10 protein-coding genes are annotated in these 14139 nt (G+C 66.8%); 4 read left to right on the top strand and 6 right to left on the bottom strand.

Annotation, left to right across the window (positions count from 1 at the left end):
* Window positions 1-10: 10 nt before the first annotated feature.
* The 3 genes from G432_RS01535 to gph are packed head-to-tail and all read right to left on the bottom strand — an operon-like array spanning window position 11 to window position 3113.
* Window positions 11-1063, bottom strand: a complete 1053-nt coding sequence (locus G432_RS01535; RefSeq protein ID WP_015457047.1) for a substrate-binding domain-containing protein — start codon at window positions 1061-1063, stop codon at window positions 11-13.
* A gap of 24 nt (window positions 1064-1087) precedes the next feature.
* Window positions 1088-2389, bottom strand: coding sequence for an ATP-binding protein (locus G432_RS01530; protein ID WP_015457046.1), 1302 nt, complete (start codon window positions 2387-2389; stop codon window positions 1088-1090).
* Window positions 2390-2447: 58 nt separating this feature from the next.
* Window positions 2448-3113: a phosphoglycolate phosphatase gene (gene gph, locus G432_RS01525; RefSeq protein WP_015457045.1), complete on the bottom strand. Its 666-nt coding sequence runs from the start codon at window positions 3111-3113 to the stop codon at window positions 2448-2450.
* Between the two features lie 59 nt (window positions 3114-3172).
* On the opposite strand from gph, the gene glmU reads away from it, so the two are divergent.
* The 3 genes from glmU (at window position 3173) to G432_RS01510 (ending at window position 7041) form a co-directional block, all read left to right on the top strand.
* Entirely contained in the window at window positions 3173-4540 is a 1368-nt protein-coding gene (gene glmU / locus G432_RS01520) for a bifunctional UDP-N-acetylglucosamine diphosphorylase/glucosamine-1-phosphate N-acetyltransferase GlmU (protein WP_041865056.1), read from the top strand.
* 100 nt (window positions 4541-4640) lie between these two features.
* Complete coding sequence (gene glmS / locus G432_RS01515) at window positions 4641-6464, top strand: glutamine--fructose-6-phosphate transaminase (isomerizing) (protein ID WP_015457043.1); 1824 nt, start codon at window positions 4641-4643, stop codon at window positions 6462-6464.
* 76 nt (window positions 6465-6540) lie between these two features.
* Entirely contained in the window at window positions 6541-7041 is a 501-nt protein-coding gene (locus G432_RS01510) for a HutD/Ves family protein (protein WP_015457042.1), read from the top strand.
* Window positions 7042-7086: 45 nt separating this feature from the next.
* Here G432_RS01510 and G432_RS01505 read toward each other — a convergent pair whose 3' ends face one another.
* A complete protein-coding gene (locus G432_RS01505; RefSeq protein ID WP_015457041.1) occupies window positions 7087-7695 on the bottom strand; it encodes an NAD(P)-dependent oxidoreductase in 609 nt (202 codons plus the stop codon).
* Window positions 7696-7798: 103 nt separating this feature from the next.
* Between G432_RS01505 and G432_RS01500 the strand changes: the two genes are divergently transcribed.
* Entirely contained in the window at window positions 7799-8170 is a 372-nt protein-coding gene (locus G432_RS01500) for a winged helix-turn-helix transcriptional regulator (RefSeq protein ID WP_015457040.1), read from the top strand.
* A 7-nt stretch (window positions 8171-8177) separates the two neighbouring features.
* On the opposite strand, the gene G432_RS01495 is transcribed toward G432_RS01500, so the two are convergent.
* Both G432_RS01495 and G432_RS01490 read right to left on the bottom strand, forming a co-directional pair.
* The gene (locus tag G432_RS01495) at window positions 8178-12320 is read right to left on the bottom strand and encodes an LVIVD repeat protein precursor (RefSeq protein WP_015457039.1); all 4143 of its coding nucleotides are present in this window, start codon (window positions 12318-12320) and stop codon (window positions 8178-8180) included.
* Window positions 12320-14137: a hypothetical protein gene (locus G432_RS01490; protein WP_051128777.1), complete on the bottom strand. Its 1818-nt coding sequence runs from the start codon at window positions 14135-14137 to the stop codon at window positions 12320-12322. The genes G432_RS01495 and G432_RS01490 overlap by 1 nt, the downstream gene beginning before the upstream one ends.
* Window positions 14138-14139 lie beyond the last annotated feature (2 nt).

Genomic DNA, 14139 nt, shown 5'->3' with positions numbered 1-14139 from the left:
CGCTATCGGTTCAGTTGACCGTGGCCGGATCCATCGGCGTGAGCTTGGTGGCGATATCCAGGTTCTTCGCCCGCACATCGGCCGGCGCCGCGATCAGCCCGCGCCGCTTCAGGTAGCCGCTGTCGGGATCCCACGCGCCCGCATATTCGGCGACGAATTCCTTGAGGCCCGGAATGGCCTTCAGATGCGCGCTCTTGACGTAGATGAAGAGCGGGCGGGCGCCGGGATATTCGTAGCTGGCGATCGTATCGTAGGTGGGGGCGACGCCCTGCAGCTTCACGCCGCGCACCTTATCGAGATTCTCCTCGAGGAAGCTGTAGCCGAACACGCCGAGCGCATCGGGATTGGCGACCAGCTTCTGCACGATCAGATTGTCGTTCTCGCCCGATTCCACATAGGCGCCGTCCTCGCGGATCTTGGTGCAGACGGCCTGATGCCGGTCCTTGTCGCTGGTCTTCAGCGCCTTCATCTCGGCATTGGCGTCGCAGCCCTTTTCCAGGATCAGCTCGGCGAAGGCGTCGCGCGTGCCGCTGGTGGGCGGCGGGCCGAACACCTTGATCGCGATGGCGGGCAAGGCGGGGTTCACATCCTTCCAGGTCTTGGCCGTGTTGGGCTTGCCATAAGGATTGGCCGCGAGTGCCTTGTAGATATCCTCTTCGGTCAGCGCCATTTCCGCCCCGGCCTTGCTTTCGCCAAGCGCGATGCCGTCGATGCCGATCTGGATTTCGACCAGCTCGCTCACGCCGTTCTTGACGCAATCGTCCAGCTCGGACTTCTTGATCCGGCGCGAGGCGTTGGCGATATCCGGGAATTGCGCGCCGACGCCGGCGCAGAACTGCTTCAGGCCCGCGCCCGTGCCGGTCGATTCGACGATCGGCGCCTTGAAGGACGGGAACTTGCGCGGAAACTGCTCGGCCACCGCGGTGGTGAAGGGATAGACGGTGGACGATCCGACCGCGCGGATCTGATCGCGGGCCGCCCCGCCGGCGTCGCCGCCGTCCTGGCCCTGGCAGCCGGCCAGCGCCAATGCGGCCATCCCGATCAGATAATGCAACTTCGCCAAATCGTCCTCCCTTCGGTGCCGGCGTCACGCCGGGTCGATATGCGCGCTAGAGCGGTTCGGCGTGCCCTCTGTGACATTCGTGTGACTCTTTGATGACAGGGCCGGCGGCAGGGGTGCCGTGGCGGCGGGGAGGAGGACGCAGACAAGGGTGCCGCGTCCCACTTCGCTGCGGATTTCCAGCCTGCCGCGATGCCGCTCGACAATATGTTTGACGATGGCGAGGCCGAGGCCGGTTCCCCCCAGCGAGCGGCTGCGGCCCGGATCGACGCGGTAGAAGCGCTCGGTGAGTCGCGGGATATGCTCGGCCGGTATGCCCTCGCCCTCGTCACGCACGGCGAGCTTCACCATATTGTCGCGCGCCAGCTTCACCGAAACCTGCACCGGCGATCCGGGGCGGCCATATTTCAGCGCATTGCCGATGATGTTGTGGAGAAGCTGGGAAAGCTGGGCACGATCCCCGGCGACGGGCGGCACATCGGGGGCGATCTCCACGATCACCCGGTCCTTGTCCGCCACGATGCCGCTGTGAAGCGCGCCGCGCACTTCCTCGATCAGCGGGGCCAGGGGGATCGGGGTCTGCGGCAGGCTGTATTTCTCCGCCTCGATGCGCGAAAGCGACATCAGGTCGTCGACTAGGCGCTGCATCCGCTTGGCTTCGCCGAACATGATCTTGAGGAAGCGGCCGCGCGTTGCCGGGTCCTCGGCGGCCTTGCCGTCCTCCAGCGTCTCGACGAAGCCGATCAGGGTTGCGAGCGGCGTGCGCAGTTCATGGCTGGCATTGGCCACGAAATCGACGCGCATCTGTTCCGCCGCATGGGTGCCGGTGCGATCGGCAAGGCGGACGAGCAGGCCGCGCCCCTGTATCGGATGGACGTTCAGCTCCCACCGCCGATCGCGCTGGCCGATGCCGATCAACTCGATCGGCCCGCCCGGCACCGCATCGCCGCTTTCGGCCTGCAGGGTCAGCCGATCGGTGGCGGCGGGGTGGCGGATGGCGAGGCGGATATCCTCGCCGACGATATGATCGCCCAGCGTCGCGCGGGCCGCGCTGTTGGCGATGGTGACGAGCTGGCCGCTGACAAGCAGCATCGGATCGTCGATCGCCTCCATCACCTCCTCAAGGCTCGGCTGGGGCGTATCGTCGGACGATGCCGCCTGGGCCGGGCTGATGGAGGGCGGCCGCGAGGCGAACCAGGCGCCCGCCGCGGCGATGGCCGCCGTGAGCGCCGCCGGCTCCCCGCCCGCGCCGAGCAGCCACGATAAGAGAAATCCCAGGCAGGCGGCGATGATGGAAAGGAGGATGCGGGACGATGGCGGCGCAGTCATGCCCGCCATTCTATGGCCGGATTGTTACATCTGCCATGCACCGTGGAAAGTATTTCGCTTAACCCAAGGCAAGCAGCGCCGGGACAAGTTCATCGAAATGATCGATGAGCCTGTCGGCACCAAGTTGATCGACCGGGCGGTCCGAAAAGCCGAAGGTCACGGCCACGCACGGGATGCCGGCGGCGCGCGCCGTATCGGTGTCGGTGATCGAATCGCCCACGAAGGCCGCCCGCCCGCCGCCGGCCCGCGCGATCGCCTCCAGCAGCGGGGCGGGATCGGGCTTGCGCACGGGCAGAGTATCCCCGCCGACCAGCGCCACGAAGCGATCCTGCCAGCCGAGCGCATCCACCAGCTCGCGGCTCAGCCCCTCCAGCTTGTTGGTGCAGATGGCGAGCTTCACGCCGCGCGCGGCCAATGTATCGAGCGCGGCCTCCAGCCCGTCGAAGGGGCGGGTGTGATCGGCGATGTGGGCGTAATAATAATCGAGCAGGATGGGGAAACCCTCCTCGATCAGCGCCTCGTTCACCTCGCCCGTGGCGGAAAGGCCCTTTTGCAGCAGCGCGCGGGCGCCGTGGCCCACCATGTGCCGCACATCCTCCGCCGGGATCGGCGGCCGGCCCATCCGCCCCAGCGCGTGGTTCAGCGCGGCGGTGAGATCGGGAGCGGTATCGGCGAGGGTGCCATCGAGATCGAAGGCGACGACAGCGAAGGGGAAGTCAATCATGACATTCCTTTCACCCGCCGGTTATGGCGTTGGCAAGCGCGCTGTGGCAGGGAGCGCGCATGGCCGACCCTCGTTTCCAGCCGTCCCGCCCCTTCGCTGCCGTGATCCTTGCCGCCGGCAAGGGAACACGGATGAAATCCGATCTCCACAAGGTGCTGCACCCCATCGCCGGGCGGCCGATGCTGGGCCATGTGCTGGCGGCGGTGGACGCGCTGGCGCCGGCGGCCAAGGTGGTTGTGGTCGGTGCCGGGCGCGAGCAGGTGGAGCGGGCGGTTGACGCCGGCATCAAGCTTGCGACGCAGGAACCGCAGCTCGGCACCGCCCATGCCGTGGCGCAGGCGGAACCGGCGCTGGCGGATTTCGACGGCGACGTGCTGATCCTTTATGGCGACGTGCCGCTGGTGCGGCCGGAGACGATGGCGCGGATGCTGGACCGGCTGGACCAGCCCGACGCGCCGGCCGCCGTGGTGCTGGGCTTCCGTCCCGCGGACCCGGCTGCCTACGGCCGCATCCTCGCGCAGGACGGCCTGATCGCGAAGATGGTGGAATATAAGGATGCGACGCCCGAAGAACGCGCCGTAACCCTCTGCAATTCCGGCCTGATGGCGGTGCGGGCCAGCGACCTGTGGCCGCTGATCGCGCGCGTGGGCAACGCCAATGCGGCGGGCGAATATTATCTGCCCGATATCGTGATGCTGGCCGCCGCCGAGGGCCGCCGATCGGCGGTGATCGAGGCGGAGGCGTGGGAAGTGGCGGGCGTGAACAGCCGGGCGGAGCTGGCTGCCGTCGAAGCCGAATGGCAGCAGCGCCGCCGCGCCGAAGCGATGGCGGCGGGCGCGACCCTGATCGCGCCCGAGACGGTATGGTTCAGCCATGACACGAAGATCGGCCGCGATGTCATTGTAGAACCGAATGTTTTCTTCGGTCCTGGCGTGAGTGTGGGCGATGGCGTGGCGATCCACGCTTTCTCCCATATCGAAGGCGCCGCGATCGCATCGGGCGCGGATATCGGCCCCTATGCCCGGCTGCGGCCCGGCGCCGAGGTGGGCGAGGGCGCGCGCGTCGGCAATTTCGTGGAGATGAAGAAGGCGCGGCTGGGCAGGGGCGCCAAGGCCAACCACCTCACCTATCTGGGCGATGCCGAGGTGGGCGAGGGCGCCAATATCGGCGCGGGCACGATCACCTGCAATTATGACGGCTATTTCAAGAACCGCACCGCCATCGGCGCGGGCGCCTTCATCGGATCGAACAGCGCGCTGGTGGCGCCGGTCTCGATCGGCGACGGCGCGATCGTTGCGGCGGGATCGGTGGTGACGCGCGACGTGCCCGCCGATGCGCTGGGCGTGGCGCGGGGCACGCAGGAGGTGAAGCCCGGCTGGGCCGCGCGGTTCCGCAAGGCGATGCTGGCGAAGAAGAAAGCGGGCTGAACGCTTCTGAAGATTGCAGCATAATCCGCTGGAAAATTTGTGATTGATGTATCGGCCGGGCGGAATTTCGCCCTGGCCCCAAGAGGACGGATCGACCCATATGTGCGGCATCATCGGTATCATCGGGCGCGAGGATGTGGCGGATCGGCTGCTGGCCGGGCTACGGCGGCTGGAATATCGCGGCTATGATTCCGCCGGCATCGCAACCGTGCAGGATGGCGCCTTCGATCGCCGCCGGGCCGAAGGCAAGCTGGACAACCTTGCCCGCAAGCTGGCGGCCGATCCGCTGGCCGGCCATGTCGGCATCGCCCATACCCGCTGGGCCACGCACGGCGCGCCGACCGAGGACAATGCCCACCCCCATATCGTGGGCGACGTGACGCTGGTGCACAACGGCATCATCGAAAATTTCAAGGCGCTGCGGGATGAGTTGCTGGCCGAGGGCCGTCATTTCGCCAGCCAGACCGATACGGAGGTGGTAGGCCATCTCGTCGCCCGCGAGCTGGAGCGCGGCGCGAGCCCGGAGGAAGCGGTCCGCACCGTGCTTCCCCGGCTGCACGGCGCCTTCGCGCTCGCTTTCCTGTTCCGCACGCATCCCGATCTGCTGATCGGCGCGCGGCTGGGCGCGCCCTTGGTGGTGGGTTATGGCGAGGGCGAGACCTATCTGGGATCGGACGCGCTGGCGCTGGCGCCGTTGACCCAGAAGATCGCCTATCTGGAAGAAGGCGATTGGGCGGTGCTGACCCGCGACGGCGTGACCATCCATGATGCGGCGAACCGCGTGGTGGACCGGCCCGCCACCCTTTCCGGCCTCACCGGCGCGCTGATCGACAAGGGCAATCACCGTCACTTCATGCAGAAGGAAATCTTCGAGCAGCCGGTGGTGGTGGCGCAGACGCTGGGTTCCTACCTGCGGCCGCTGGCCGGCGAGGTGGCGCTGCCGATCCCCGAATTCGACTTCGCCGATATCCGCCGGGTGACGATCGTCGCCTGTGGCACCAGCTTCTATGCCGGGATGGTCGCCAAATATTGGTTCGAACGCTTCGCCCGCGTGCCGGTGGACATCGATGTCGCATCCGAGTTCCGCTATCGCGAGCCGGTGCTGGAGGAAGGCGGGCTGGCCCTGTTCATCAGCCAGTCGGGCGAGACGGCCGATACGCTGGCGGCGCTGCGCCATGCCCGCGCCGCCGGCCAGAAGATCGCAGTGGTGGTGAACGTGCCGACCAGCTCGATGGCGCGCGAGGCGGATCTTCTGCTGCCCACCCATGCGGGGCCGGAGATCGGCGTGGCATCCACCAAGGCCTTCACCTGCCAGCTTGCCGTGCTGGCGGCGCTGGCGGCCAATTTCGCGCGGGTGAAGGGGCGCCTGACGCCGGATGAGGAACAGGCGATCGTGCGCCATCTGGCCGAGGCGCCGGCAGCGATGAACGCGGCGCTGGCCCATGACGAGGAGATCGAGGCGCTGGCCCCGCTCGTCGCCAGGGCGCGCGACGTGCTCTATCTCGGTCGCGGGCCGGATTATCCGATGGCGCTGGAAGGTGCGCTGAAGCTGAAGGAAATCAGCTACATCCACGCCGAAGGTTATGCGGCGGGCGAAATGAAGCACGGGCCGATCGCGCTGATCGACGAGGACGTGCCCGTGATCGTGATCGCGCCGTCGGGCCCGCTGTTCGACAAGACGGTTTCCAACATGCAGGAAGTGCAGGCGCGCGGCGGCAAGGTGGTGCTGATTTCCGACACCGCCGGCATCATGGCGGCGGGCGAGGGCACGATCGCGACGATCGAGATGCCCGAGGTCCACCCCCTGATCGCGCCGCTCGTCTATGCCATTCCGGTGCAGCTGCTGGCCTATCATGTCGCCGTCGCCAAGGGCACGGACGTGGACCAGCCGCGCAATCTCGCCAAGTCGGTGACGGTGGAGTGACGGCGGGCGCATGACCGCCGATCGCCTCCTTCGCGCCCGCGATCGAGTGGCGGTGCCGTGAAAGAATGGCGGCGGCGTGACCCGCGAAATCCGTGCCCACCCGCCCGGGGCCGGCATGGGCGATTTCCAGTGGCGGCTCAGCATGGCGGACGTCGCGGCTGCCGGGCCATTCTCGATCTTTCCCGGCGTCGACCGGATATTGGCGGTGCTGGCGGGCGAGCTGCGGCTGGCGGGCGAAGCGACAGGCGAACGGACGATCACGCCGGAAAGCCCGCCCTTCGCCTTTGCCGGCGATGTCGCCATGGACGGCACGCCGATCGGCGGGGCGGTGATCGACCTCAACGCGATGGTGCGCCGCGATCGTTATCGTGCGGAGATGACGCGGCTGGGTGCCGGCCTGCATGCCGTGGCGGCTCCCTTCGCCATCCTGATCGCGCTGGGGCCGATCGAGGCGACGGCAGGAGACCGCGCCTTCAGGCTGGATCGCCACGACGGCCTCGATCTGGATGGCGAGGCCGAGGTGCGGATCGAAAATGCGGGGGCCGGCGCGCTGCTCGTCCGCTTCCGGCCCCTCTGACGGCACGGTTCCCCGCGCTCGGTGCGAGGGGCCGGCAGGATCAGGTCAATAGCCCACGGTGAAGCGGCGGCGGCTATGGGCCGGGCGCTCGATCTCGTCCGCCATGGCGATGGCGTAATCGGCAAAGGAGATGCTGCTGTTGCCGCCATCGGCCAGCAGCGCGTCGTCGCCCAGCCTGAACTTGCCGGTGCGCGGGCCTTCAAAGAACAGGGCCGACGGCGACAGGAACGTCCAGTCGATGTCGCTGACGCCGCGCAGATAATCGAGGAAGGCGGCGCCCTTCGATGCCTCGGCCTTGTAGGCGTCGGGGAAATCGGGCGTGTCGATAAGGCGCAGGCCGGGCGCGACCTCGAGGCTGCCGGCCCCGCCGACCACGAGATAGCGCGTCACGCCCGCCCGGCGCACGGCATCCACCAGGATCGCCGGATCGCTGTTCAGGAACATGACCGCGCTCACCACGGCGTCATGGCCGGCGATAAGCGTCGCCAGCCCGGCGGCATCATTGGCATCGCCGGCGACGGCGGTGACGAGTGGTTCGGCCTGTGCCGTTTCCGGATGGCGGGCTATGGCGGTCACCTGATGGCCACGCCGGACCAGCTCCGCCACGATTTCCCGGCCCGCGCGCCCGGTGGCGCCGATGACGGCGATCTTCATCGATGATCTCCAATGTGGTTTCGAATGGAAACCAGCTATGCATTCCGCTAGCCGATGGGAAGAACGCACTTCCGCCTCACCTGGTTACACGGACGAAACCGCCATGACCGGCAATGCCTTCGACCCCGATTGCCCCACCCGCCAGATCCTCGACCGCATCGGCGACAAATGGGCGATGCTGATCCTGCTGACGCTGGCCGACGGCCCGATGCGCTTCAACGCGCTGCGGCGCGCGGTGAACGGCATTTCGCAGAAGATGCTGTCGCAGGTGCTGAAGGGGCTCGAGCGCGACGGGCTGGTGATCCGCACCGCCTATCCGACCGTGCCGGTGACGGTGGAATATCGGCTGGCGGCGCTGGCCGGAGGGCTGATCGAGATCATGGGCAGCATCACCCGCTGGGCCGAGCATAATGTAAGCGAGATCGAGGCGGCCCGCGCCCGGCACGACGCGCGGATGATCGCCGAGGCGGCGTGATGCCGCTTCAGCGGCGGGCGGCCCGCGCCGGCAGCCAGTCCGCGAAGGAAGGCGTGTCCACCACCTTGTAGGGGATGCCGCGTCGGCTGAGGAACAGGCGCTCCATCTCCGGCCGGGTGAAGGGCCGCGAGCCGAGGCGGCCGAAGACGGCGATCTGGCCGCCACTTTCATCCACCGCGCGATCGCGATCGAGGCCCTTGGAAAGGGCGAGCGCGGGCGCGGGCGTCCTGGCCCAGGCGATCAGTTCCGGCACGGGCGCGGGCGAGAAGCCGTAGAAATTCGGCTGGCTCGCCGGGGAGGTGAGCTGCAGCACCTTCAGCCCGTTCCGCCCATCCGCCACATAAGCGAAGAGCGAGGCGTTGGTGGTGCCGACGATCACGTCCTCGGCATCGTCGATGGGATGCGCGGCGCCTTCAAGGCGGACCTTGCGGTAGATCGACGGACGCTCCGGATTCTTGACGTCGAGGATGACGAGCCCGTCCTGCTTGGCTGCGACATAGGCGTAGGTCCGCGCGACATAGAGGCGGCGCGCATCGGCCAGCGGGATGGTCGCTTCCGGGACCGGGCGAGGACGGGCGAGATCGGTGACGTCGAACAGCTGCACGCCCTCCGCGCTCGTAACCCAGAGGTAACGGAACTGGAGGGCGGAAGCGCGGGCGTCGCGCACCGGCAGAACGGCCGAAAGGCGGGGGTGGAGCGGATCGTCCACATCGACCACCACCAGCCCGGCATCGGCGGCGATATAGGCATAATGGCCGCCCAGCGTGATGTGGCGCGCGCCCTTCAGCACATTATCGGCATTCCACGTCGCGTCCCGGCGCAGGAAGTTGTTGCGCGGCTCGCCATCGGCCAGCGTATCGACATTGACGACGATCAGCCCTTCCTCCGCATCGGTGACGAAGGCGTAGTGATAGATGGGATGGAAGGGCTGTTCCTGGTTCAGGGCGCGCAGATCCGCCGTGTTCCGCGTGGGGGCGATCGCCTGCATCGTCGGCAGCGCCATGCAGGTGGCATTGGCGGACTTGACCCGCATATCCTGGCCGAGCGGGGAGACCGGTGCCGTCAGGATGCGTTCGGAGAAGCCCTTGTTGGCGATCGAGGCGACGTCATAGGCCTGGAAGCCGCCCTTGCCCTGGGCGACGAACATATATTCGCCGCGCAGCTGGAGGCAGCGGACGGCATCGGGCGCGCCCTGGCGGGGATTGGCGAATTCCTCCACCGCGCGGGTTTCGCCCGAGAGCTTCCTGTCGAAGGCGCGGCCGCGCCGCCATTCCAGCAGTTCCCGCCCATGGTCCTGATGCGCCTTCCAGTAATCGGGATAGGCATATTTGTGGAGGTAGGAGCCGATCACCGCCTGCGGCTCCTCCCATTCGGTGACGCGGATCGCCTGGAAGCCGTCCTGCTCACCCGTCCAGGCGTTCATGCCGACGAAGTTCACGAAGTTGGTGCCCAGCAGCAGCGTCTGCGCCATGATCGCATTATTGTCGTTCGCGGCGGAAAGGTGGCAGTCCGAGCAGGTCTTCGTCTCCGTCTTGCGGACGGTGTGCGGAAAATGGGGCGCGAAGGCCTGGCTGGAAAAGCCGATCGCCGAAATGGGCGGCTGCTGGATGTAGATGCGCTCGCGGTTGATGTTGGTGGAGGAAAGCACCAGCGCCGAGGTGGAGCGCACCGGCGCGATCTGGTTGCCCTTCGTCGTCTGGTGGCGGCCGAGCTGGAACATCTCGTCCCGCGCGACCTGGGGATTGTAGGTCGCGAAATTGCGGGTTTCGATGCCGTCATATTTATGGTTGCTGGTCTTCCAGTTCGCCTCGATCGGCAGGTGGCAGCCGCCGCACGAGGTCGTCCAGGACAGGTGGCAGGTGAAGCAGGCCATGTCCGGGTCCTTGTGCGCGCGATCCTCCATCGCGACGCCGGGGCCGAAGACGTAGCGGCCGGTTTCCGCGCCCTCGCGCGACATCAGCTTGGCGCGGGCGGCCTTCAGGTTGAAATGGGGATTGCCCTCCGTCACGGCATCCTTGACGAGGCTGACCTCCCATTCGAGCTTCGGATCGACGATCGATCGCTGGACGAGCACGCGCTGGCCGGCTTTCTCCACCCATTCGAAGCGGCGGCGGCCATCGGCGTTTCGGAGCAGCGACAGATCGGTGCCGCCGGGCCGCGCCGCCGGACCGGAGGTGCGGAGCGTGGGATAGGCATCGGCGGTGCCGTGACAATCCTTGCAGCCTATCTCCACCGCATTGGCGACCTCGCCATAGATCAGGCCGTTGCCGTGGCTGTCCTGCGCGAAATGGCAATCGGCGCATTGCAGGCCTTTCTCGGCATGGATGTCCATCATGTGGACGGCCTTGCCCGGCTGCTGGCCGACATCGGCGAACATCGGCTTGGCTTTCCTGTCGAGATCGGGATCGGCGGGATCGAGCACGGTGCCATGTTCGTCGACGAACTGGCCGGCGGCGTTGCGGCGGTAGAGGCGGAACTTCTCGGGATCGTCCGGCTTCACGATGTTGCCGGCGGCGTCGAGCAGATTGCCCTCGCGATCGCGCTTGAAGATGGCGCGGAAATTCCAGCCATGGCCGTGATAATCGGCGAACTGGGTATCCTTCGCCCGTGCGTTCACATCGTCATAGACGTTGCGGAGGAAATCAACGTCCGCCCACAGGCCGCGCGGCGATGCGCCTTCCGGGTTGCGATCCAGCACGGCATGGACTTCGGCCGCGGTGGGGTATTTCTGCTTCTTGTAGGCGTCCGCCGCCTTGCCCGCGGGCGGGGCGAGCGGATTTTCCGGATTGGGCCACATCAGCGGCGCATCCGATTCATAATCCCACATCGTGTAGCCGAGGTAGGAATTCAGGAAGATGTTGGGCTGGTGCATGTGGCAGTTCATGCACTGCGCCGTCGGGATCGCGCGGGTGAAGGCGTGGCGGATCGGGTGGCCCTTTTCCTTGATGCCGGGCGCCACCGGATGATCGGCGGGGACGGGGCCTTTCGCCTTGCCGTGGCCATGGCCGTCATCGGCCGGCTCCATCTTGGCGGCGATGGTGGGATCGGCCGTGGCGGTCTGCCCGTCGCGGCCATATCGGGCGTAGATCAGGCTGTGGCGCGGCTCGCGATCGTTCGCATAGATGACGTGGCAGCCGGCGCAGCCGGAATTGCGATAGTCGCCGGGCTGGTCGTTGGTGCCCATGAACCACATGAACGGATCGTTGAGCCGGGTCTTGTGGACGTTGAGCACGGGGATGGCGACGCGCAGGCCCGTGCCGGGGCCGCGATTGGATTGGCGCAGATCGGGACGGCCGGGCTCCTCCAGCCGCTGGATGGTGCCACCGATATTGGGCAGGCCGATTTCCGGGAACTGGGTGCCGATATTGCGGCCGCCGCGCTCGAACACGCGGAACACGTCGCCCGGCGGCACGACATGCCAGGTCGGCAACGGGTAGAGGGTGGCGAGCGCGCCGCGGTTCGCCTGGGCATCGGTGACGGTGCCGGGCGGGGAGCCGGGGGACTTCACCTGCGCGGGCTCGCCCTTCTGCGTATAGGCTTCGCCGAACATGTAATTCTTGTAGGGCAGGATGCCGTTATTATAGGCGGCGCCCCCCCAGAGCATCGCGCCGGTGGACATCAGCGATCGTTCGGCGGCCTCGATGATCTCGATATGGCAGGCGCCGCAGGCGGCGCGCGCGACGCGGTAATCGGATGGATTGACGAAGCGGATATATTCCGGCGCCTCGCGGTTCAGCAGCGTGTAGCTGCGCTTGGGGTTGGCCGAGGACGGCCAGTGCCAGCTTTCGGGATATCGGGGCAGGACGTGCGCCTTGTCCCGCGCGGCGACATAGGCCGGGGCATCGTGCGGCAGGCGCGCATCGCCCCGGACGGTGGCATCCCCGCCATGGCAATCGACGCAGCCCAGCACCACGGCGGGGGAGGCGTGCATCGTCTTCTGATCGCTGGCGGTGTGGCAGGAGACGCAACCCGCGCTCTTTTCATCCGCCTCCGCCCAGGACTGGCCGGCGGGCGCCGGGGCGGTGAAGGCATAGGTGATGGCGCGCGGCTTTTCCCCTTCGGACGCAAGCCCCGACGATCCGCCCGCCATGCCGGCCAGCAGCGCGGCGACCAGCATCGCCCGTTTCAGGAAAGTCGCCCCCATGCCCATCAGAATGTGAGTATCGCGTTGAACAGGACGGAATAATAGCGATCGTCGCCCTGATTGTTGGTGAAGAGATCGGAAAAGCCCTTGCCGGGATCGAGCGTGGCGGCGGACAGGCGGAACACCGCGTTCTGCACCGCCTTGGGCCGCCAGATCGCCGCCAGCGAATAATCCCAGCCGATCGCCTTCGGAATGCTGCCTTCCATGCGCAGCGCCTTCAGCGTCGCCGTATTTTCGAACCAGAGATGGTTGACGTTGGTGGAAAGCCGGACGGTGGGCGTCAGATCGAAATCGCCGCCGATGCCGAGCAGCATCGTGCCGGGATTGTTGAAGTTGGACTGGCCCTGTTCCTTGGAGGAGCGCAGCGAATTCAGGATGCCGTTGCGCCCGTTGATGCCGATCGCGCGGCCGCCGCCGGCGAACGGCACGGACTGGCGGATCCAGTAGCTGGTGTCCGCGCCGGCGAAGAGCGGGTTTTCGAAGATGGCGTCGAAGCCGGTCTCCCGATCGTCATAGGGATCGCCGTCGCCGGACGCATAGAGGCCGGATAGGCGGAAGCGCATCCAGTTGTGATCGTAGCTGAGTTCCGTCGCGGCGAGGAAGGCGCGGACCTTGGCCGGCTTGTCGGTGAAGAAGCTGTTCCGATCCTCGCCCAGCGCGCCGTAGAGCGATCCGGTGATGTTGAGCCGGCCGACATGGCCGTCCACCGCATAGCCCAGATAGGTGACGTCGTAATTGCGCGGACGGAGCGAGCCGAGCAGGGCGGGGCGCACGGGAAAGCCGTTATCGTCCACCTCGATCCCGTCTTCCCGGTTGAGGTTCACGGTGATGCTGGCCTGGCTGGTAAGGCCGGGCACGGGGAAATCCTGGCGGAACAGGTTGGCGAACAGGATGAAATCGTCGCGCGGGCGCTGGACGACGCTGTTCAGGCCGGAATTGGTGTCCTTTTCCAGCCGCCAGATCGCGCCGAAATTATACTGAACGCGGTTATTGTCGCGATTGCCGAAGAAACGGATGCCGAGTTGGTTGTCCTGGAACAGGAAGCCCCGGAAATCCATGTTGAACGGCTGGATGCCGACGCGGATCGAATCGAAATCGAAACGATCGGATACGTTGCGGAAGTGATAGTCGACGAACAGTTCCTGCACGCCCAGGAAATCATCCGTGCGATGGCTTTTCTTCGACGGTTCGACATGGAGGATACGGCGCTGGCCGACGTCCACATAATTGACGTTATAGGCCAGGATCACCCGATATTCGATGTTCGGCGGTTTATAGGCCGTCGATCCCTTGATGAGCGAGCCGCCGAAGATGAAGGTCTGGGAGGCGACGATGCTTTCATCCCGCCCGAACACGTCGAGGCTGTCCGGATTCTCCGTCGTCTGGACGCCGACGGGCTGGGGGAAGGAGCGCGGCTCCACCACCGTATCCGAAACGCCGTTCAGCACCAGGAACCAGTCGTCGCCCTTGATCGGCAGCCATGAAGGCTTGGACTTCAGGTCGATCGGGCGATCGCCCTTCAGGAAATTCTGGTGATAGGGATCGAAGGGGGACCGGCAGGTGAGGGCGGCCGCCGGATAGTTGCGATCGGGGCAGAGCGCCTGGATCAGCCGCCAGCGATCGGGAATCGGGAACTGATCGACCGGGAAGGCTTCCGGCGGGGGCGGGCGGACCGCGCCTTCATTGGCCTGCACCACGGGTTCGGGCAGGTCGCGATGGGTGCCGGGGCGGCGGCGGCCGTCGATCAGCGCCGCATCCGCACTCACCGATGGCGGGGCGTCCGCGATCTGCTCCGCAACCGCGCCATCCGCGACGGGCGGCATCG

Origin of the sequence: Sphingomonas sp. MM-1, assembly GCF_000347675.2 — a bacterium.
Classification (GTDB): Bacteria; Pseudomonadota; Alphaproteobacteria; order Sphingomonadales; family Sphingomonadaceae; genus Sphingomonas_E; species Sphingomonas_E fennica.
The sequence above is the reverse complement of the archived record's forward strand: the minus strand, read 5'-3'. Positions and strand labels throughout refer to the sequence as shown.